At 34.0% G+C, this 20,581-nt stretch carries 19 protein-coding genes; 11 read left to right on the top strand and 8 right to left on the bottom strand.

Going from position 1 to position 20,581, the window contains the following annotated elements:
• Positions 1–137: 137 nt before the first annotated feature.
• Positions 138–1,688, top strand: a complete 1,551-nt coding sequence (locus ACE3PD_RS07130; protein WP_374400956.1) for an aldehyde dehydrogenase family protein — start codon at positions 138–140, stop codon at positions 1,686–1,688.
• Between the two features lie 155 nt (positions 1,689–1,843).
• Here the strand turns inward: ACE3PD_RS07130 and ACE3PD_RS07125 are convergent, their stop codons facing one another.
• The 7 genes from ACE3PD_RS07125 to ACE3PD_RS07095 form a co-directional block, all read right to left on the bottom strand.
• A complete protein-coding gene (locus ACE3PD_RS07125) occupies positions 1,844–3,028 on the bottom strand; it encodes an MvaI/BcnI family restriction endonuclease (RefSeq protein WP_374400954.1) in 1,185 nt (394 codons plus the stop codon).
• The gene (locus tag ACE3PD_RS07120; RefSeq protein ID WP_374400952.1) at positions 3,025–5,232 is read right to left on the bottom strand and encodes a DNA cytosine methyltransferase; all 2,208 of its coding nucleotides are present in this window, start codon (positions 5,230–5,232) and stop codon (positions 3,025–3,027) included. The genes ACE3PD_RS07125 and ACE3PD_RS07120 overlap by 4 nt, the downstream gene beginning before the upstream one ends.
• 441 nt (positions 5,233–5,673) lie before the next feature.
• Positions 5,674–6,249, bottom strand: a complete 576-nt coding sequence (locus tag ACE3PD_RS07115; protein ID WP_374400950.1) for a PhnA domain-containing protein — start codon at positions 6,247–6,249, stop codon at positions 5,674–5,676.
• 117 nt (positions 6,250–6,366) lie between these two features.
• Positions 6,367–6,864 carry a DUF6646 family protein gene (locus ACE3PD_RS07110; protein ID WP_374400948.1) on the bottom strand — a complete coding sequence of 166 codons (498 nt, stop codon included), beginning with the start codon at positions 6,862–6,864 and terminating at the stop codon, positions 6,367–6,369.
• Positions 6,865–6,903: 39 nt separating this feature from the next.
• Positions 6,904–7,641: a metallophosphoesterase gene (locus ACE3PD_RS07105; RefSeq protein WP_374400946.1), complete on the bottom strand. Its 738-nt coding sequence runs from the start codon at positions 7,639–7,641 to the stop codon at positions 6,904–6,906.
• The gene (locus tag ACE3PD_RS07100; RefSeq protein WP_374400944.1) at positions 7,638–8,786 is read right to left on the bottom strand and encodes an ATP-binding protein; all 1,149 of its coding nucleotides are present in this window, start codon (positions 8,784–8,786) and stop codon (positions 7,638–7,640) included. The genes ACE3PD_RS07105 and ACE3PD_RS07100 overlap by 4 nt, the downstream gene beginning before the upstream one ends.
• A 49-nt stretch (positions 8,787–8,835) precedes the next feature.
• Positions 8,836–9,708, bottom strand: coding sequence for an aldo/keto reductase family oxidoreductase (locus ACE3PD_RS07095; RefSeq protein ID WP_374400942.1), 873 nt, complete (start codon positions 9,706–9,708; stop codon positions 8,836–8,838).
• A 176-nt stretch (positions 9,709–9,884) separates the two neighbouring features.
• On the opposite strand from ACE3PD_RS07095, the gene ACE3PD_RS07090 reads away from it, so the two are divergent.
• From ACE3PD_RS07090 to ACE3PD_RS07050, 9 genes are all read left to right on the top strand, one after another.
• Positions 9,885–10,889: an AAA family ATPase gene (locus ACE3PD_RS07090; protein ID WP_374400940.1), complete on the top strand. Its 1,005-nt coding sequence runs from the start codon at positions 9,885–9,887 to the stop codon at positions 10,887–10,889.
• An 83-nt stretch (positions 10,890–10,972) separates the two neighbouring features.
• On the top strand, positions 10,973–11,839 hold the full coding sequence (locus ACE3PD_RS07085) for a DUF58 domain-containing protein (RefSeq protein ID WP_374400938.1): 867 nt from the start codon (positions 10,973–10,975) through the stop codon (positions 11,837–11,839).
• A gap of 5 nt (positions 11,840–11,844) precedes the next feature.
• Complete coding sequence (locus ACE3PD_RS07080; RefSeq protein ID WP_374400936.1) at positions 11,845–13,461, top strand: BatD family protein; 1,617 nt, start codon at positions 11,845–11,847, stop codon at positions 13,459–13,461.
• A complete protein-coding gene (locus ACE3PD_RS07075; RefSeq protein ID WP_374400934.1) occupies positions 13,461–14,465 on the top strand; it encodes a VWA domain-containing protein in 1,005 nt (334 codons plus the stop codon). Before ACE3PD_RS07080 ends, ACE3PD_RS07075 begins: the two co-directional genes overlap by 1 nt.
• A gap of 11 nt (positions 14,466–14,476) precedes the next feature.
• Positions 14,477–15,520, top strand: a complete 1,044-nt coding sequence (locus ACE3PD_RS07070; RefSeq protein WP_374400932.1) for a VWA domain-containing protein — start codon at positions 14,477–14,479, stop codon at positions 15,518–15,520.
• On the top strand, positions 15,513–16,256 hold the full coding sequence (locus tag ACE3PD_RS07065) for a tetratricopeptide repeat protein (RefSeq protein ID WP_374400930.1): 744 nt from the start codon (positions 15,513–15,515) through the stop codon (positions 16,254–16,256). The genes ACE3PD_RS07070 and ACE3PD_RS07065 overlap by 8 nt, the downstream gene beginning before the upstream one ends.
• A 3-nt stretch (positions 16,257–16,259) precedes the next feature.
• Positions 16,260–18,035: a BatD family protein gene (locus ACE3PD_RS07060; RefSeq protein ID WP_374400928.1), complete on the top strand. Its 1,776-nt coding sequence runs from the start codon at positions 16,260–16,262 to the stop codon at positions 18,033–18,035.
• Positions 18,036–18,081: 46 nt separating this feature from the next.
• Positions 18,082–18,462, top strand: a complete 381-nt coding sequence (locus tag ACE3PD_RS07055) for a GxxExxY protein (protein WP_374400926.1) — start codon at positions 18,082–18,084, stop codon at positions 18,460–18,462.
• Positions 18,463–18,633: 171 nt separating this feature from the next.
• A complete protein-coding gene (locus tag ACE3PD_RS07050; protein WP_374400924.1) occupies positions 18,634–19,392 on the top strand; it encodes a tetratricopeptide repeat protein in 759 nt (252 codons plus the stop codon).
• A 63-nt stretch (positions 19,393–19,455) separates the two neighbouring features.
• Here the strand turns inward: ACE3PD_RS07050 and ACE3PD_RS07045 are convergent, their stop codons facing one another.
• Positions 19,456–19,977: a CvpA family protein gene (locus tag ACE3PD_RS07045; protein ID WP_374400922.1), complete on the bottom strand. Its 522-nt coding sequence runs from the start codon at positions 19,975–19,977 to the stop codon at positions 19,456–19,458.
• A 148-nt stretch (positions 19,978–20,125) separates the two neighbouring features.
• Between ACE3PD_RS07045 and ACE3PD_RS07040 the strand changes: the two genes are divergently transcribed.
• The gene (locus ACE3PD_RS07040) at positions 20,126–20,482 is read left to right on the top strand and encodes a hypothetical protein (protein ID WP_194093791.1); all 357 of its coding nucleotides are present in this window, start codon (positions 20,126–20,128) and stop codon (positions 20,480–20,482) included.
• Positions 20,483–20,581: the final 99 nt, after the last annotated feature.

Genomic DNA, 20,581 nt, shown 5'->3' with positions numbered 1-20,581 from the left:
CAAAGTTTCGCAAAAAAATCTGTGAAAATCTGTGAAATCCGTGGCAAAATATAACACCAAGATTGAACTCTTGTGTTTAAAAATATATTTTCTATCTTTGAAAAAAATTTAACAAAAACCGAATAAAAAGTTATAAAATGATATCTGAAGCAGCAATTCAATTTGGTATGCAAGAAGCTTTGCAACAATTAGGCATTAAAGAAATTAACGAAGGAACTTCTACTGGAACAAAGTGGTTTTCTAACGGAAAAATCATCGAATCATATTCTCCAGCTACTGGTGAGTTAATTGGAAAAGTAAAATCTTCAACAAAAGAAGATTACGAAACAGCTATGAGTGCTGCAGAAGAAGCGTTCAAAACATGGCGTTTGGTTCCGGCTCCAAAAAGAGGGGAAATCGTACGTCAAATGGGAGAAGAGTTGCGTAAACATAAAGAAGCATTAGGAAAATTAGTGTCTTTTGAAATGGGTAAATCATATCAAGAAGGTCTTGGAGAAGTTCAGGAAATGATTGACATCTGTGATTTCGCAGTAGGGTTATCACGTCAATTACACGGATTAACGATGCATTCAGAGCGTCCTATGCACAGAATGTATGAGCAATGGCATCCGTTTGGAGTGGTTGGAATCATTTCGGCTTTCAACTTCCCAGTAGCGGTTTGGTCTTGGAACACGATGTTAGCTTGGATTTGTGGTGACGTTTGTATTTGGAAACCAAGTTCAAAAACACCTTTATGTGGTGTAGCGTGTCAAAACATCATTCAAACGGTATTAGAAAGAAACAATTTACCAGAAGGAATCAGCTGTTTAGTAGTGGGTAACGAGTCTGGTGATTTAATCAATAACGACAAACGTATTCCATTGGTATCGTTTACAGGTTCTACCAGAATTGGTCGTCACGTATCGCAAGTGGTTGCGTCACGTTTCGGAAAAACCATCTTAGAATTAGGCGGAAACAACGCGATTATCGTTTCTAAAGAAGCCGATTTATCTATGGTATTGGTAGGAGCCGTATTTGGAGCGGTAGGAACAGCTGGGCAACGTTGTACTTCAACTCGTAGATTAATTGTTCACGAAAGTGTTTACGATAAAACATTAGACGTTTTAGCAAAAGCGTATGCGCAGTTAAAAATCGGAAATCCATTAGATGCTAACAATCACGTGGGTCCACTTATCGATAAAGGTGCGGTGCAAGATTACTTAAACGCTATCGAAAAAGCAAAAGCTGAAGGCGGAAGAGTAATTGTAGAAGGTGGTGTTTTAGAAGGAAAAGGATACGAAAGTGGTTGTTATGTAAAACCATGTATTATTGAAGCGAAAAACGAGTTCGAAATCGTACAACACGAAACTTTTGCTCCAGTATTATATGTAATGAAATACAGCACAATTGAGGAAGCTATTGCAATGCAAAATGCAGTTCCTCAAGGATTATCTTCTTCTATCTTTACCAACAACATGAGAGAAATGGAATTATTCCTTTCGGCTGCGGGTTCTGATTGTGGTATTGCTAATGTAAACATTGGAACTTCGGGTGCTGAAATTGGTGGTGCTTTTGGTGGTGAAAAAGAAACCGGTGGTGGCCGTGAATCAGGTTCTGACGCATGGAAAGCGTACATGAGAAGACAAACGAATACTATCAACTACGGAACAGCATTACCATTAGCGCAAGGAATTAAGTTTGATTTGTAAAATAAGTGATTAGTGAAAAGTAATTAGTGATTAGTTACTTTTTGGATATAGAAAAACCCTGCAATCATATTGCAGGGTTTTGTTTTATTTTGATGGCACTGAATGCAATTCTGCACTTACGGGGTTGATTTAGCTTTAAATGATTCTATAAGTAATTAATATTTTATCAAATTATATTTTTCACTAGGAGGAAATAGTATGTCAAGTCCGCTTGGTTTAATTTTGAAAATGGGACCTTTCTCTACTACTTTTCCGTTTGTATTACGTTTTATTAAATGGTCTAAAGTTATTATTCCTTGATCAATAAGTATGTCAAACTGAGATGTAATTGGCTTTTTCGTGTGTTCTACCATTGAATATTGAAAATGCTCAATTCCGTCAATGTATGTACTTGTAGCTTCAACCCAGAAAGTTTCCTTGTGTTTTTCAAGTAGTCTGTTATGAAGTGTATTTAATGGCCAAACAACAAAGTCGCCAATTTCTGTTTTATCGGAGTTCTCAATTAACTGTTTAATATCAGAATCCAATTTTAAAGCAAGACCTTGAGAGTTTCTTGTTATGGCTGAAACTGTGCAATACAATTTGAAGTCGTCACCACGTTTGTAGCCAAATGCATCCAAAATTTCTGCTGAGCTTTTGAATTTGCTCAAAGTCCAGTCTGGAACCTGAGCAAATAAATTCTTTCTATTTGTTCTACTACTTCTGAAAGATTTAAGTTCGATTCCTTTATAGTCTGGCTGTTTTGAAGAATTAATGTCAATTCCCAACGCAGTTTCAAGTGTTCGTCCAACGGATGTATCTGCTGCAACCATTGACTTAATAGGGCCTGAACTTGCAACTTTACGAAGCATTGCCAAAAGTTCAAAAGCTATTTCGGTTGCTTTCCCACTAATCTCTGAAATCAACTCTTTTAGAGGATTTAAAATGGTTGAATTTAATAACGCTTCAACATTTAGTTGCGTGAGATTGAAAATGTGAAATGAGTCAGCAAAATAAATTATTGCAACAATGTCATTCAGATTTGCAATTTTAGTAAGTCCAGAAAACCAAATTCTTGGGTCTCCTTTTTTTGTTTGTGGTCTGTAAAGTGAGGCTGTTGAATTGGTTACTTTGAAATCTTCGTAAATGATAGCATTTATTTGAACCTTATTTTCAGGACCTTGTCCCTGCAAATCATAGTCGTGAATTTGGTTTTCCTTTAAAAAACTTCTTACAGAACCAGTTGCATCCATTATAGATTTTTTCAAACCTGTTTCTGTTGGCTCAATAAGTGTTAACGAAACTTGATTTTTGGTCAACAATTTTATTTTACTCTGTTCTTCCGATGTAAGTACTCTCATTTGATGTTTTTTAAAATTTCCATTGCAATGGCTCTTGCCATTAATGGCGGAACAGCATTTCCAACTAAAGTATATTGTGGAACTTCAGTTTTTCTATTGTTGCCACCGGTTGAACGTTTTCCTTGAAACACAAAAGAATCATCAAATGATTGTAGTCTTGCCATTTCTCTAACTGTCAAAGCTCTGGGTGTTTTGTAATGAATGTAATCATCTGCAATGGTCATTACGGTTGGGCTTTGTGAATCTGGCTTTAATACGTTGTAACTCCTTTTATTTGAAGTTAAGCCACATTCTTCTAAATCACATTGAGCTTTTTTGTAATCACCATTTTTCAAAATTATTTCAAGTCGTTTGATAACATCTTTGTTTTGATTGCTCGTTTTGTGGTTGTTGAGAATGTCAAAATATTTTTCCCCTTTTTGAAGACCTTCAAAGTTCTTTACATAAAACGGTTTGGTTTTAGGTTGATACCTTTCGATTAATCTACCTTCTCTTGACCATTCTGAAAATGATTTTCCGATCTTCGGATTTTCTTTTCCATCAATTGTTCGCTTTCTTAAAAGGCTTTTCATTTTTTCAGCCGTTCCGTTGTACTGCTTTGAAATATCGACTAACTCATAATGATGAGCTTCTTCATTGTTGCCAATAAAGTCAAGGTCATACAAAGCTTCAAATACAGTAACCTTTTCATTTTCCTTGACTGTTGCAGGAATTTCAGAAATAAATTTTTGGTCTTTACGGCAACCTATAAACAATACTCTTTCTCTATTTTGAGGTACACCGTAATTAGATGAATTAGCAACGAATGGCTTTTCAATTTTATATAATCTAATGCTATCCAAAATTTCTTTTAGAGCAGATTTTTCTTTGCTTTCTGTAAGATTTAATAAAATGTCAACTGTTTCATCAAATGATGAAGTGTAAATTTTGAGTGCTGTGATTATGTCTGAACAGTCTTTTTTGTATGTGCTTGGAACTTTTAAATCATTGAAAGAATATTCAATTTGTTCAATAACATTTTCTGAACTGATGTGAGTTAGAAATGATGTAAATTGTTCAACAAAAGCATCATTGTCGATATTACAGTGGTCTTTTTCTTTAATGATGTCACGTTTTAATTTTTCCCATTCTTTTGTCCGTGCCAGAATATTAAAACCGTGTCGAATCGTATTTATTCTTTGGTCGGTTTTACTGGTCTTGTAGTCTGCAATTTTGGGAGTTAATTGTTTGAAACGATTATCTACAAACTGAATGAATTGCTCTCTTCCATTTTCAATTTCAGCTTCTCTTAGTGTTTCAATTTCAACACGTTTGATAATGCATTCAAGAATAAAACTATTGTTGTTCGATTTCATTTTTCTGATGAACGAAACCAAAACAGGTATTTCTTTAGTGTCAACAATTGAGTTGATTTCTTGAATTATCAAATCTTTGATTTTGCCATCTTCTTTGGTCAGAATGCCTTTTACATTCTCCATTATGAAGTATTTAGGTTGTAAAACCTTTATGACTTCCAGATAATGTGAAAAAAGGTCATCTTTTTTGTCGAACTTTTTTCTTTTTCCTGCTAAACTGAAACTCTGGCAAGGAGGACCACCACAAACTACGTCTATTGTTTTGTCACCAATTTTTTTAAGGAAATTATCTAAAAAATCAGGCTCAGTAATGTCTTGTCTTAGAAATTCGGCATTTAAACCCAATTGATGGTTGTATCTTACAATATGTGTTAACTCACAATTTTCATTGATGTCGCTTGCTGCAATAAAATCGAAAAACTTATTGTTATACTCTGCTTGTAGAAAACCTTCACTAAAACCACCTGCACCAGCGAAAAGGTCAACAAATGTGAATGGTTTACCGTAAAGTGAAATTTGTTCTTTTACTATGTTAACAGAATGACTGTCTTTGTAACTGTCAATGTGCTGATTAAGAATGTCTTTTATTTCTTCTTGAGTGTATGTCCGTTTATTTGAATGATGCAAGAGTTCGTCTGCTCGGTCATTTAGATAGTTTAGATAATGGTTGATTTCAATTACGTCATAAGTCTGTCCTTTAGCACGTTGCTTTTGTTTGTCAAAAAGTTCAGGGGCAATTTTCTGTCCAGTAGCTAGTTTTATTTGTGTTCCAGAGCAGTTAATTCTAAGATGAATAGGAGCTTGTCCTTTTTTGTCTGGTTTGTCGAGATAAAAATTTATTGTTGCCATACTTATAATTTCGGACGAGAATACGTTCACGGACAAATTTACGGACAAATTAATTAATTTCAGTTAAAATTTAATAAATTTATATTATTTAATGATTTTTTAAAATATTTCCTCATCACTATTAACTAAATCTTTTCCCCGCTCCCGCACGAATCTCTTCGCGTGGTTCATTTTAATCAAAAATAACAAATTGTAACTATAAAAAGTAAAGTCAACTTTAATAATTAAGTAGTCAAGTTGGTGTTTTCTTTATAGATATAGCACTGTTACAGCACTGATATAACACTGATATAGCATTAAATACTTAAGTTGTCTTAATGGTAACAGAAAGCTATCAAAAACCAAAAACCCCACAAATCAAATTTGCAGGGTTTTCTATTATCATATTGCCGCATCGGCACATTGTCTCATCGACACATTGCCACATTGGCACATTAAAAACTACTTCGTTTTCTTCACATATTGCGTTAAAATATAAATACTTTGGTTTTCCACTCTACCTTCAATTAAGTTAGCGTCGTCCCAAACTAATTTAATATTGTGTACGGCAGCTCCACGTTTTGCAGTAAAAGTAGCACCTTTTACATCTAAATCTTTAATTAACACCACCGAGTCGCCATCTTGTAAAATAACGCCGTTACTGTCTTTATGTACAATTTTGTTTTCGTCTTCTTCTGCGCCTTCGCCTGTTGCTTTTGCCCATTCTAAGGCTTCTTCATCTAAGTACATCATGTCAAGCAAATCGTTGTTTTTCAAACGTGCTAACATGCGCCAAGATAAAATTTGTACTGGCAAATGCTCATTCCACATACTTTCTGATAACCCTCTCCAATCGTTTTTATTCATGGTTTCTGGGTTTTCAATTTGGTCTTTTAAATGTTTAGCAACTAAAACCGAATGCTCTAAACTTTCTGCAGTGTGAGGTGGTAACGTGTACACAACTAAATCATGTTCGGTACCACTAATTTCGCAAACTGAACCACTGCGGTCTTTCAGTTTTTTTTCTATTACACTCATTTTGAATGGATTTTACGTAAATAAATAATTTGAAGCAAAGGTATAAATTGTAACAAAACAGCATAAAAAAAAGCAACTTTTTTGAGGAGTTGCTTTAAAATAAATTCGAATAATGGTTTACAAATTAAAACTTGCGCCAATAGACAAGTTAAACTGATTGTTATATTTTTCAAATCCAACTGGGTTGTTATCGTAATGTGCTATTGGAAACTGGATTTCAGAATACAACCCGAAACCATCTGTAATAAAATAACGAGCGCCTAAATGAGCTCCAAAATTTTTAATTCCAATATTTAATCCAGGATAAATATCTACTTTTTCTTCGATACCAAAAACATCTGAAATATTGGCACTAAAACGAGCTCTTAAATCAAAACGATCATCAAAATTTGGTTTTTCGCCTGCAACTTCTTCAATTCCTAATAAGTACAAAGAGGTAAAACCAAACGACATATTTGTTCCGATTCCTCTATCATACGTAGCAATTACTCCTGTTCCTTTTTCCTGAATGTTGGCTCCCACTTGGAATTTAGTATCTCCTTTTCCTTTAAAAACTTGCGCATTTGACATTTGAACTGCGGCTAATAAACAAACTACTGCTAAAATTTTTTTCATCGTATTAAAATTAAAATTGAGTACAAATATACAAATAAATTAATTTCTCCCTTTTTCGTTAGGATATAACTCTGGTAATGAATCACTTTGCCAAAATTCTTTAGTATCAACATCCATAATAGTTAATTTACCTTTGAAGGCGGCTCCGGTATCTACATTCCACACACAAGCTTTATTTACAGGAACGGTTTCGTTTATTTTTGTTACCGGAGTATGCCCAATGTAAATTTCTTTGTAGATATTGAGTCGATTAGGATAGCTGATGGCTTCTTTTGAAAGACTAGGATCAAGTGCTAAAGCAGTTTCCCAAAGCGTTCTGTCCCAATAAAAAAGAGGTTTAAAATATTCGTGTTCCACTCCTTTCATATTAGTAAAACCGGCATGAATAAACAATCGGTTTTCATTATCTAAATAATAATCTTCTAATGATTTTAAGAAATCTATGTGCTTTTCTTTGGTTACCGAGTTAATGTTTTGATATGATTTTACAGTAGCTTCACCCCCGTGTTGAAACCACAATTTTTCATCAATATTTTCGTTATTACCTAATAACCAGTCTAATAGGAGTTCGTCGTGGTTGCCACGAATAAAAATACAAGATTGTTTTTTTTGTAATGCAATCAAAAAATCTAAAACGGCTGGCGATTCGCTCCAACCATCAACATAGTCTCCTAAAAAAATTAATATGTCTTTTTGGGTAACATTAGCTCTTTCTAAAACTTGGTGAATGGCTTTTAATCCACCATGTATGTCTCCAATTACTAGTTTTCTACTCATTCTTTTTTATCGTATTTCATTTTTCTTAAAATCCGCATTACTTCTTTAAAAGACACATAAATTAAAGGGTTTTCAAGTAATTTTAAGTATGGTTTTGAATCAATTAATTTTTGCTTTGCTTCATCAAAACCATTCAAATAGCAAATCATCATAATGTGAGGTAAGTTCTCCAAATCTCGCTTTTCATAATCGTTTAATAGCAATCCTTTTTGAAGTTTTCCTAATAAAACCAAATTAAAATTATAAATGTGATGCAACATTTTTCGGTTATATTGCGGTGGCTCGAATAACATTTCCGAATTCATTTTGTAATAACCATTGTCAAAAAAAGTCAAGGTTACTTTTTCAAAAGGATAATAACTTGTTTTATCATTTAATCCAAGTGAAATGTATTCGGTAATCGAAAAACTACTTTCATCATAATCAATACTTACTTCATCTAACGCCGAATAAAACAACTTTACTTGTTCGTTTACTAACTCAATATCTACTCTCGAATAATATACTTTATCCCGAATTTTTTTCTTATTTCCAGCCCAGCAAACCACAAATAATTCTTTGAAAACTTTGTATTTGGAAGGCAAGTCCTTATGGCGATTATTGATGAAATCTAAAACGCTTTCCAAAGTATGTTCAATGCTGTTTCGAGAACTATTTTCAATACTAATAACCGTTTCCACATTTTGTTTCGAATACGGAATTTTCTCCGTCGTTGGCGATGTATTACTACCTTTCCGTACGAAATAAGTATTCGCTTCAATAGTATGAATTCCTTTTTTGAAGTAGGAATTTTTAGATTTCGGTTTAATCGTAACTAAACCTACTACTTTGTCTTTTGGAAGGTTCGGAAAAGGCACATTTTCATACTGAATTTTAGGTGGATTTTCTAAAAAAGCATTCACCAAATTCTGAATTCGGCTATCATCAAAAAAATCATCACCCACAATTTCATTGGTTTCGTCTTCTACACCTACCACAATGTAAGAATTGTTACTCGGATTAGAATTGGAAAGCGCACAAATATGCTTTAAAAACTTAGCTTTTCCTTCTTTGGTGTGTAAATTCAACTGCCGCTTCTTATCATAAAAACTGTTCTCATCATGATGAGCTAAAAGATTTTTGATAAGAAGCCGCTTGTTGATCATTTTTTACCTGAATATTCTGAACACTGTTAACCGAACACTGATTACTATTCTAAGGTACTCTATTTCCCATACTTTCCGTCCAGATAGCAAACCAATCTTGTTTGTCTAAAACTAATGATTTTGCTTTCATCAATTGTTGAATTCTTCCTGAATTAACCGTTCCTGCTACTGGAGAAATTCCAGCAGGATGTTGCATAATCCAAGCCAATAAAATAATATCAGAACCTATGTGATATTTCTCTACCAACTTAGCCAAAAGTTGACGCAATCTAAAAGTTTGATCCGTATTTTCTCTAAAAACAGTTCCTAACGGATTCCAAGCCATAGGTTTGATATTGTGAATTTGCATATAATCGAAACTTCCATCTAACATCGCTTCATGATGGGTTGCCGAAAATTGTACTTGGTTAAAAGAAATTTCGGTTTTTTGACGTAATAATTCGGTTTGAGAGGATGTAAAATTTGAAACTCCAAAAGATAGAATTTTTCCATCTGCTTTTAATTTCGAAACCGCTTCTGCAATTTCATCCGCTTGCATTAACGGACTTGGGCGGTGAAGTAAAAAAACATCCAAATAATCGGTTTGTAAATTTTTTAATGAATTTTCGGCAGACCAAATAATATAATCTTTCGAGTATTCGTAATGTTTAATTGAATTATTAGGTCTGTTTTCTGAAACATATTGAATGCCACATTTGGTAATTAATTGAATTTTTTTGCGATCTATCTTACTTTCAGAAAACGCTTTTCCAAATGAAGCCTCGGTTGTATAACCGCCATAAATATCGGCATGATCAAAAGTAGTAATTCCGTTTTCTATGAATAAATTAATTAAGTGAGTAAATTCATTGGTATTTAGGTTTTTATCCCAAACACCCCAATTCATAACTCCGGCAATAATAGGTGATAATTCTACAGACATAGTTGTTGTGTTTTTAATTTTTTCTTAAAATTATAAAATAGAATCATAAAACACTCATAAAATCAACCTTTTTTATTCACTTTTAACGCAATGTTAACAACTTAAAACCAAAAAAAAATTCAATTTGCAGTGTTAAAAAATGTTGTTAATTTCACACCGCCAAATACAATCATAAAATGGAAGAAAATACATCAACCTTAGACATTAGAGCAATTAATGAAAAGATTGAAAGAGAAAGTGCTTTTATAGACTTACTTACAATGGAAATGAATAAGGTAATCGTAGGTCAAAAACACATGGTCGAGCGATTATTAATAGGTTTGTTAGGTCAAGGACATATTTTATTGGAAGGAGTTCCAGGATTAGCAAAAACCTTAGCCATTAATACGCTATCGCAAGCTGTTCACGGTTCATTTAGCCGTATTCAGTTTACACCCGATTTATTGCCTGCCGATGTGGTAGGAACTATGATTTACAACATCAAACAAAACGACTTTACGATTCGTAAAGGTCCAATTTTCGCCAACTTCGTCCTAGCGGATGAGATTAACCGTGCTCCTGCAAAAGTGCAATCAGCTTTGTTAGAAGCGATGCAAGAAAAGCAAGTTACTATTGGTGATGAAACGTTTAAATTAGACAAACCGTTCTTAGTAATGGCTACTCAGAACCCAGTTGACCAAGAAGGAACCTATCCATTACCAGAAGCGCAAGTTGACCGTTTCATGTTGAAAGTAGTAATCGATTATCCAAAAATGGAGGAAGAGCGTCACGTGATTCGTCAAAACTTAAAAGGTGCTTTTGAAAAAGTTAACCAAGTGGTTTCGTTAGAGCAAATTTTAAGAGCGCAAGAAGCTGTTCGTGAAGTATACATGGACGAAAAAATCGAGAAATACATCTTAGACTTAATTTTCGCAACACGTTATCCAGAAAAATATAAATTAGAAAGTCTAAAACCATTAATCAGTTTTGGAGCTTCGCCACGTGGAAGTATCAACTTAGCCACTGCTGCTAAATGTTACGCTTTCATCAAACGTAGAGGGTATGTAATTCCAGAAGACGTTCGTGCAGTTGTATATGATGTATTACGTCACAGAATTGGAATTACGTATGAAGCAGAAGCTGAAAACATTACAACTTTTGATATCATTAGCAAAATTGTAAACGAAATCGAAGTGCCTTAATCTAGTTATCAGTGTTAGTCCCAGTTTACAGATAATACTTTTTTAATACTGCGACAGTCAACTGCGACTGCTATCTAATTAAAATGGATACCAAAGAAATTCTAAAGAAAGTTCGAAAAATTGAAATCAAAACTCGAAGATTGAGTGATCATATCTTTTCGGGTGAATATCATACGTCTTTTAAAGGACGCGGGATGACGTTTTCAGAAGTGCGCCAATACCAATACGGTGACGACGTAAGAGCTATCGATTGGAATGTAACCGCTCGCTATAACGAACCTTTCGTAAAGGTATTTGAAGAAGAACGCGAATTAACCATGATGTTAATGGTGGATATTTCGGGTTCGGAAAGTTTTGGTACAAAAAATCAGTTAAAACGCGATATGATTACCGAAATCGCGGCGACATTGGCGTTTTCGGCAACTCAGAATAATGATAAAATTGGTTTGCTTTTGTTTTCGGACCAAATCGAATTGTTTATTCCGCCTAAAAAAGGTAAATCGCACGTTTTAAGAATCATTCGCGAGTTAATCGAATTCGAATCAAAAAGCAAAAAAACCGATTTATCGCAAGCTTTGAAATATTTATCAAGCGTTTTGAAAAAGAAAGCCATCGTGTTTTTAATTTCCGATTTCATGGTGAAAGATTATGAGCACACGCTAAAAATCGCTTCAAAACGACATGATGTGACTGGAATAAGAGTGTTTGACCAAAGAGAAGAAAGTATTCCAAACATTGGAATTGTAAATATGCTAGATGCGGAAACAGGCGAAACGCTTTTAGTTGATACCACGTCAAAAAAAGTGCGAATGGATTACGAAAAATACTACCGTGAAAATGTAAATTATTTCAAAGATATTTTTTCAAAATGTGGAGCAGGAACGATTAGTTCGAGAGTGGATGAAAGCTATGTAACCAAATTATTGGGTTATTTTAAAGCGCGTAATTAAGAAAAATGAAAAAGAAACTTTACTTATATATTGCTTTATTGTTCGGATTTTTGGGTTTTGCCCAACAAATCTCGTCTTCTATTGACTCAACTCAAATTAAAATTGGATCGCAATTCAATTTAACCATCAAAGCAAAAGTAAACGCTAAAGATAAAGTCGTTTTTCCAGATGGAAAGTTTTTTGGTGCTTTGGAAATATTAGAATCATACCCAATTGATTCCATAAAAAACGACAACCAATACGAATTAATCAAAAAGTACGGGTTAACCCAATTTGATTCGGGACGCTATGTAATTCCAAAATTATTAGTGAAAATCAATCAGAAGGAATTCCGTACCGATTCGCTTTCGATTTTGGTAAACGATGTAAAAGTCGATACGACCAAACAACAAATGTACGACATTAAAGACATCATCGCCACCGAAGAAAAACCGATGAGCGAATGGTGGAAATTACTGATTTTATTGGTGTTGATTATCGCTTCTGGATTTGCATCGTACTTCATCATCAAAAGATTACAAAAAGACAAAGAGCAAAAAGAAGAATTTTTCGCTTCGCCAATTGAAAAAGCGATTGCGTATCTTCAAAACTTAGATAAAAAACAGTTGGTGCAACGTGGTGATGTAAAAGAATATTATTCTGAAATGACCGATATCACAAGAACTTACATTGAAGAATCCATCCATATTCCAGCAATGGAAAGTACTTCAAGTGAGTTGATGGAAGCGTTGAAAAAAGCGATTGCTGATAAAAAAATGTTTGTCAATCGTGAAGATTTAGAAAAATTCAAGAAAGTGTTAGAAAATTCCGATTTGGTGAAATTTGCTAAATCGCAACCTTTACCATTCGAAATTGAAACCGATAAAAAAATCATCGATAAATTCTTATTGGTAATTGACAAAGCATTACCTAGAACCGAAGATCAAGCGGCAATTTTATTTGCTGAAGAAGTTCGTAAGAAGGAAATGCAAAAACAAAAGTTCAAACGTTTGGTGATGTCTATCGGAATTTCGATGTTTTTATTGGTGGCATCTGTTGTAATTTTCGCTTACACAGTAGGATTTGATTTTGTGAAAGACAGTTATTTTGGCTATTCTACCAAAGAATTGTTGGAAAAAGAATGGATTACTTCGGAATATGGAGAACCTGCTATCATTATTTCATCGCCAAAAGTTTTAAAACGAACTATAGATGAGAAAATTCAAAACAATCTTCCAGAAAACGTAAAATCAACTAGTCGTTTTGCCTATGGAAATATTACAGATGACTTCTCAATTGTTTTAATTACAACCGCTTACAAAGATACCACGAAGATAGATTTAGATTTAGCTTTGGAAGCCGATTTGAAAGAATTAGAAAAGTTTGGAGCTAAAAATATCATCGTAAAAACGGGCGAATTTGAAAACGTAAAAGGACTTTCAGGTAAAAAAGCCTATGGAACTTTTACCGCTTTTGACCCTGATAGCGAAGAAGATATAAAAATGCAGTACGACATTATGGTGTTGTCGCAACCGGGTGGCGCTCAAGAATTTTTCTTTATGTACAGAGAAGAAGACGAATACGCAAAACAGATTATTGAGAAAATTCAGAATTCAATTGAACTAAGAAAAGCCAAGAAATAATGGGAAAAGTAACCTTTTTAAATCCGGAATTTTTATGGTTGTTTTTGGTTTTACCAATAGCAATAGCTTGGTTATTTTATAAACGAAACCAACTTTCGGCAACGGTAAAAATGAGTTCATTAGAACCTTTCAAACAAAACCGAACATTCTTAGCCAAAGCAAAACCGTTTTTATACGTATTGCGAATCTTAGCTTTAAGTTCAATTATCATAGCATTAGCAAGACCAAGAAGTGTTGACGTAACCTCAAAATCGAAAACCACAAAAGGTATCGATATTGTAATGGCAATCGACGTTTCAAGTAGTATGTTGGCCAATGATTTAAAACCAAATCGTCTAGAAGCTTTGAAAAAAGTAGCTTCAACATTTGTGCAAGACAGAGTTAACGATAGAATCGGATTGGTAGTTTATGCAGGTGAAAGTTATACGAGAACTCCAGTAACTTCAGATAAAACCATCATTTTACAATCGCTAAAAACCATCGAATATGATGATTCCATTATTGCTGATGGAACCGGAATTGGGGTTGGTTTAGCCACTGCCATTAACCGAATTAAAGACAGCAAAGCGAAAAGTAGAATCATCATTTTATTGACAGATGGTGTGAACAATTCTGGAACCATCGATCCTAGAACCGCTTCTGAAATCGCAAAAGAATACGGCATAAAAGTATATACCATCGGAATTGGAACAAACGGTCAAGCGATGTTTCCTGTTGCGAAAGATGCGAATGGTAAATTGGTATTTAGAAAAATGCCTGTAGAAATTGATGAAAGCTTAATGAAAGAAATTGCGAAAGCAACCGATGCAAAGTATTTCAGAGCGACATCAAACAAAAAATTACAAGCCATTTACGACGAAATTAATAAGTTAGAAACCACCGAAATTGATGAGAAGAAATTCTACAATTACGATGAGAAATACAAACCTTTCGTGTTGATTGCATTTGTATTGTTAGGTGTTGAGGTGTTATTGAGAAATTCAGTTTTTAGAGGAATCGTTTAGAAAGAAAAACAATGTTTGAATTAGAAAGTCCAATATATTTTTACTTATTAGCGCTATTACCAGTAATAGTAGCACTTTTTCTATTCAATTTGTTTTGGAAAAGAAAAAGACAAGCTGTTTTTGCCGATTTGGAATTGTTTAATCAATTAGCGCCAGAAAGATCAAGCTTTAAACCAGCTTTGAAATTAGGAGTTTTGTTGTTAGCATTGGCTTGCATTATTATCGCTTTGGTAAACCCAAAAATGGGAACTAAAATGGAAACCGTAAAACGTCAAGGAATTGACATTGTGTTTGCGGTCGACATTTCAAAAAGTATGCTAGCCGAAGACGTAGCGCCAAATCGATTGGAAAAAACCAAGCAAATCGTTTCGCAAATCATCAATCAATTAGGAAATGACCGTGTGGGAATTGTTGGGTATGCAGGAAGTGCTTATCCAGTTTTACCCATGACAACCGATTACAGCATTGCAAAAATGTACTTGCAAAGTATGAATACCAATATGGTTTCTTCGCAAGGAACTGCTTTTAATGATGCTATTCAATTAGCAGTTGATTATTTTGATGTTAAAGATACTAGTAAGTTAATTGTTTTGATTTCTGACGGTGAAGACCACGGAGAAGGAGTAGAAGACGCTGTTGAAAAGGCAAAAGAAAAAGGAGTTCGCATTATAACTATTGGTGTAGGAACCGAAAAAGGTGGGCCAATTCCATTACGTGATGATAAAGGAACTATCGCTTCGTATAAAAAAGACCAAGAAGGACAAACGGTAATTACCAAGTTATATCCAGAAGTTTTAAAGAAAATTGCAGATAATACAAAATCAAAATATATAGTAGGAACTACTACAAAAGATGTGGTAGAAGAAATTAAAAAGTCATTAGATAAAATTGAAAAATCAGAATTTGAATCGCAACAAATTGCTGATTTTGAATCGCAATATCAATGGTTTTTAGCTTTAGGATTTTTATTATTGTTAGTAGATGTTTTCTTATTAGAGAAAAAAACGGCATGGGTGCAAAAGTTGAATTTATTTAACGAAAAAAAACATGAATAAGATAGTTTACATAGTTGTTTTATTGATAAGTGGCGTTCTTTTTAGCCAAGAAAAAGATAAAAATCTGTACAACGGAAATCAATCTTTTGCACAAAAAAGTTACACCAACGCCGAAGCAGATTATCGGGTAACTGAATCGAAAAAATCGCCAAAAAAAGCAGTTGCAGGATACAATTTAGGAAATAGCATTTACCGTCAAAATCAGCCTGGCGAAGCACAAATTAAATATATTCAAGCTTTAGAATCGGCAAAATCGAAAACCGAAAAACATCATATTTATCATAATTTAGGCAACACATTTATGCTAGATAAAAATTACGACGCTGCTGCGGAAGCCTATAAAAATGCTTTACGAAACAACCCATTAGACGAAGAAACACGTTATAATTATGCTTTAGCAAAAAAGAAGAAAAAAGAAAATCCACCACCAAAAGGCAACAACGACAAAAATAAAGGCGGCGGAAATGAAAATAAACCGCAACCCGAAAACAACAAAAACGACAAAGGAAACAATAAAAAAGACCAAGATAAAAACAAAGGCGAAGACAAAAAAGACGACAAAGGCGATGGAGACAAAAAAGACGATAAAAATGAATCGCCAAAGCCAAGTGGTGCCGACAAACAACGTATCGACAATATTTTAGATGCTGTTAATAATGCTGAAAAGAAAATTCAGGACAAAGTGAATGAGAAAAAAGTGAAAGCACGTCCGGTTTCAAATGAAAAAGATTGGTAATTCATGAAAAAGATATTTGTAGTTTTATTTTTAACGTTTTTTTACAGCTCTGTTTCCGCTCAAGTAAAATTTGAAGCACAAACAGAAAGAAGTTCTTATGGACTAAACGAGCGCATTCAATTGGTGTTTTCCATCAATAATGAAGGTGATAATTTTGTAGCTCCAAAGTTTCCCGGATTTAAAGCTGAAGGACCATTCATCAATAAAGGAAACCAAACTTCAATTACGATTATAAATGGTAGAGTGAACCAAAAAAGAGAAATTTCAACCCAAGTCATTTACTATTTAACACCTACTAAAAAAGGAACTTTTACCATAGGTGCCGCTTCAATCGAATATGATGGAACAGTTTATAAATCAGCTCCGATAAAAATCACCATTACCGATCCTATCCAAATGCCAACTTATCCAGGTCAACAACCAACGAATGTGAATTATGGAGAAGGAATTCATTTGGTAGCCGAATTATCTACAAAAAATCCGTTTGTAAACGAGCCCGTTACAGTAGTTTACAAATTGTATTTCGAACCGCGTTCAACGGTTGGGAATTTCAGAAATTTCAAAGCACCAAAGTATAACGATTTCTGGAGTCAGTATATCGACATGAAGCAATTGCGTGCAGAACGAGGAAAATACAACGGCAAAGATTATAGCATGGTGGTGCTTCGTAAGGTAATTTTATATCCATTAGAAGCAGGCGCTAAAACCATAGAACCTTTCAAAATCGATTTAGATGCCGAGGTTCCAACTGGTCGTCGTGATTGGTTTGGCGAATATGAAATGCGAGTTATTGAAAAATCACTTTCAACAGGAACGCAAACCATCAATGTAAAACCTCTTCCAGAAAACGGAAAACCAGAAAGTTTTACTGGAGCTGTAGGTAAATTTGATTTCAAAGTAATACCATCCAAAACTAGTTTAAAAGCAGGCGAATCCTTAGATTTAGAAGTGAGTGTCTCGGGGAAAGGAAATTTAAAATTATTTACATTACCAAAACCTGTGGTTCCAAGTGCATTAGAAATGTACGATCCAGCTCATACCGAAAATGTACAAACACCTGTTACGGGTATGACCGGAAAAATTTCGGACAAATACACCATTATTCCTCAGTTTAAAGGAAAATATACGATTAAACCAATGGAGTTTTCATACTACGATTTGACAAGTAAATCGTATAAAACCATCACTTCAAAAGAAATTACCATTGATGTAGCCGAAGGTGACGGAACATTTGTAGCCAATACACCAAGCACTAATAAACAAGCCATTCAGAAAAAAGAAGTATTCCAATTCAATAAGTTGAAAACGGAATTTGTTTCTGCTTCTAGAAAAGATTTCTTAGGTTCAGGATTGTTTTATAGTTTGTTATTTGCACCATTATTATTGATTCCGATTGTGATGATTGTCAGAAAGCAAAAAGAAGCAAAAGATGCCGATGTGGTTGGAAATAGAATCAGACAAAACAACAAGTTAGTGAAGAGATATTTGTCGGAAGCCAAAAAACAAATGGGCGACAAAGTACCGTTTTATATGGCAATGGAAAAAGCATTACACAATTTCTTGAAAGCCAAATTACATATCGAAACGGTTGAAATGAGCAAAGAAAATATCATCGAATTATTACAACAACGAAACGCATCCGAAGAAAGTATTAATCGATTTATGGAATTAATTAACGATTGCGAATTCGCAAGATATGCACCAGCAACCGATATCGCCATGACAAATGATTTTGAACGAGCTGTGGAACGAATTTCAGAACTTGAAAAACAAATCTAACCACAAAGGACACAAAGAAAGCACAACGAACACCAAAAAATGAATTATGACGGAACAAGAAATTTCTAAAATAGTATTTGATTGTGCTTTACGAGTTCATAAAGCGTTAGGTCCGGGTTTACTTGAAAGTGCGTATGAAGAATGTTTGTATTATGAGTTAAAGAAATCGAATCTTAAAGTTGAAAAACAAAAACCATTACCTCTAGTTTATGAAGAAGTAAAGTTAGATGTTGGTTATAGAATAGATTTAATTATTGAAGATAAATTTATTGTTGAAATCAAAGCAGTTGAAACATTAAACGAAGTTCATTTAGCACAGTTATTAACCTATTTAAAATTGACCGATTGTAAATTGGGGTTGTTAATTAATTTTAATGTCAAACTTTTAAAAAACGGAGTACAAAGAGTCATCAACGGAATATTATAGCCAAAGCTTAGTGACCACTTTAGTGGCTAAATTTTTGAAATATAAGCATAGTGCTCATAGTGCCTTCCTTGTGCCCTTTGTGGTTAAAAATGCAACGATATTAAAGAATGAATAAAAACATAGTGCACATTGTGCCTTCTTTGTGCCCTTTGTGGTTAAAAAAAATTAAAAATGAAAAAACACATTCTCCTTTTCATACTAACATTTCAATTCGTCCAAGCAAACGAATCCATTGACGTTACCTTCAAAAAAGCAAACGATTTATATAACAAAGGCGATTACGAACAAGCGTTGCAATCTTTCGAAAGTATTGTAAACAAAGGCAACGAATCAGCTGATTTGTATTTTAATATTGCGAATTGTTATTACAAACTTGGAAAAGTAGCGCCATCGATTTATAATTATGAAAAAGCATTGCTTTTAAACCCAGATGACGAAGCCATTCAAACCAATCTATCGTTTGCACAAAAAATGACCATAGATGATATTAAAATCCTTCCAGAGGTTGGTTTTAAGGAAATGGTGAAAGAATTTACTAGTGTTTTTCATTACGATACTTGGGCTTGGATTTCGGTTTTTGTTGCTTTCCTAGGTTTACTTTCGTTTTTAGGTTATTATTTTGGAAATACCGTATTTCTAAAACGTACGTTTTTCACTTTGTTTTTGTTGTTTTTAGTCGGAATTGGCGTAACCGTTTTCGCTGCTTTTTTACAAAAGAAATTCGATGCGAATTACAATCCAGCCATCGTTTTTGCAGAAGCAACCACTTTGAAAGCCGAACCCAAAAACAGTTCGGAAGATGTAGTAACGCTTCACGAAGGTACAAAAGTTTTCGTTTTAGAAGAATTAGGCAATTGGAAACAAGTAGAACTAACCGACAAAACCAAGGCGTGGATTGATAAAGAAGCGATTAAGGAAGTGAAGGATTAGTGTTCAGTGTTCAGTTGAAAGTGTTCAGAAATCAGATGAGTTAGGTTGAGCTTGTTAAAGCCTTTACTTCTCACTCTCAACTTCTTTCTTAAACTCTTCGTGCCAAACTTCAATCGTAGGATAAATCGCTTTTGAACTATTCTGAATTGGGTTATAAAAAATCGAATTGTCTTTTGTTTCTTTAGAAAGCAACATGTTATTGATGTTGATTTTCTCAAAAATAAAAAGTACAACACTCAAAGCTAAAATCGTTTTCAACAAGCTAAAAATCACACCGGCGAATTTGTTTATCCAACCTAGAAAAGCAAAATCAGCTAACTTGGTTAAAATTTTTGCGCTTAAGTGAATGCCAATCACCACCAACAAAAAAGTGATGATAAAAGCGGTAATTTCAATATATTTCGGATTCCAACTTGGGACAATTCCGGTAAAAATCGCACCTACTAAACTCGAAAATTTAATCGCTAAATAAATTCCAGCAACCAAGGCTAATAGAGAAGCGACTTCCACAAAAAGTCCGTTTTTTAATCCTTTATAAACTGCAAAACCCAATAAAACCGCAAAAACAATATCAATAAAACTCATTTGAAAGAAAATAGAATAAAGAACAAAGATAAAAGAATTGTTGAAAGTAGTTTTCTGTTGTTATCTTTGCAAGAAATTTGGTAATTGGTTATCGGTAATTGGTCATTGGAACCCATCACCCATCACCCATCACCTTAAACCCAAAAACATGTCAAGAGACGAACAATTAAAACAGCGTTGGGAAAGCGTTGTCACTATATTATCAAATAAATTCGCAGACGGAGAAACCCTTGATTTAGAGGGAATCATCTATTTAATTGGCGTACAAGAATTAGGAAAAATTCATGCTACTTTTAAAAAAGATGAAAAAGTAAACCTGATGCACATCGCGATTTGCCGTTTGTTAGAACCTTACGGTTATTACGAATTTGAATATTTCGACAACGATGGTTGGCCACATTACAAAGTAAAAGAAGAATTACCACCACTAAAAGCAGGTGAGCAAGCGGTACTAATGAAAGAAGCAATTGTAAGCTACTTTTTAGAGAAAGAATTGATAGATTAGTTTTCAGTCGCAGTCGCAGTTGGCAAATTTGTAAATTCTGAAAACTGTGACTGAGACTGTTTACTTTCATTAAAAATCCATAAATTTGCACCTTTATAC

This window comes from Flavobacterium sp. (assembly GCF_041911335.1).
Classification (GTDB): domain Bacteria; phylum Bacteroidota; class Bacteroidia; order Flavobacteriales; family Flavobacteriaceae; genus Flavobacterium.
Note: the sequence above shows the minus strand (reverse complement) of the source record. Positions and strands in the feature narration are given on the sequence as shown.

Excerpts from the sequence above, each read along its gene's own strand:
- ACE3PD_RS07125 (WP_374400954.1), bottom strand. The coding sequence starts at position 3,028 with ATGAGAGTACTTACATCGGAAGAACAGAGTAAAATAAAATTGTTGACC.
- ACE3PD_RS07085 (WP_374400938.1), top strand. The coding sequence starts at position 10,973 with ATGGATACCAAAGAAATTCTAAAGAAAGTTCGAAAAATTGAAATCAAA.
- ACE3PD_RS07130 (WP_374400956.1), top strand. The coding sequence starts at position 138 with ATGATATCTGAAGCAGCAATTCAATTTGGTATGCAAGAAGCTTTGCAA.
- ACE3PD_RS07050 (WP_374400924.1), top strand. The coding sequence starts at position 18,634 with ATGAAAAAACACATTCTCCTTTTCATACTAACATTTCAATTCGTCCAA.
- ACE3PD_RS07040 (WP_194093791.1), top strand. The coding sequence starts at position 20,126 with ATGTCAAGAGACGAACAATTAAAACAGCGTTGGGAAAGCGTTGTCACT.
- ACE3PD_RS07100 (WP_374400944.1), bottom strand. The coding sequence starts at position 8,786 with ATGATCAACAAGCGGCTTCTTATCAAAAATCTTTTAGCTCATCATGAT.
- ACE3PD_RS07070 (WP_374400932.1), top strand. The coding sequence starts at position 14,477 with ATGTTTGAATTAGAAAGTCCAATATATTTTTACTTATTAGCGCTATTA.
- ACE3PD_RS07090 (WP_374400940.1), top strand. The coding sequence starts at position 9,885 with ATGGAAGAAAATACATCAACCTTAGACATTAGAGCAATTAATGAAAAG.
- ACE3PD_RS07075 (WP_374400934.1), top strand. The coding sequence starts at position 13,461 with ATGGGAAAAGTAACCTTTTTAAATCCGGAATTTTTATGGTTGTTTTTG.
- ACE3PD_RS07065 (WP_374400930.1), top strand. The coding sequence starts at position 15,513 with ATGAATAAGATAGTTTACATAGTTGTTTTATTGATAAGTGGCGTTCTT.
- ACE3PD_RS07045 (WP_374400922.1), bottom strand. The coding sequence starts at position 19,977 with ATGAGTTTTATTGATATTGTTTTTGCGGTTTTATTGGGTTTTGCAGTT.
- ACE3PD_RS07060 (WP_374400928.1), top strand. The coding sequence starts at position 16,260 with ATGAAAAAGATATTTGTAGTTTTATTTTTAACGTTTTTTTACAGCTCT.
- ACE3PD_RS07055 (WP_374400926.1), top strand. The coding sequence starts at position 18,082 with ATGACGGAACAAGAAATTTCTAAAATAGTATTTGATTGTGCTTTACGA.
- ACE3PD_RS07115 (WP_374400950.1), bottom strand. The coding sequence starts at position 6,249 with ATGAGTGTAATAGAAAAAAAACTGAAAGACCGCAGTGGTTCAGTTTGC.
- ACE3PD_RS07105 (WP_374400946.1), bottom strand. The coding sequence starts at position 7,641 with ATGAGTAGAAAACTAGTAATTGGAGACATACATGGTGGATTAAAAGCC.
- ACE3PD_RS07110 (WP_374400948.1), bottom strand. The coding sequence starts at position 6,864 with ATGAAAAAAATTTTAGCAGTAGTTTGTTTATTAGCCGCAGTTCAAATG.
- ACE3PD_RS07120 (WP_374400952.1), bottom strand. The coding sequence starts at position 5,232 with ATGGCAACAATAAATTTTTATCTCGACAAACCAGACAAAAAAGGACAA.
- ACE3PD_RS07095 (WP_374400942.1), bottom strand. The coding sequence starts at position 9,708 with ATGTCTGTAGAATTATCACCTATTATTGCCGGAGTTATGAATTGGGGT.
- ACE3PD_RS07080 (WP_374400936.1), top strand. The coding sequence starts at position 11,845 with ATGAAAAAGAAACTTTACTTATATATTGCTTTATTGTTCGGATTTTTG.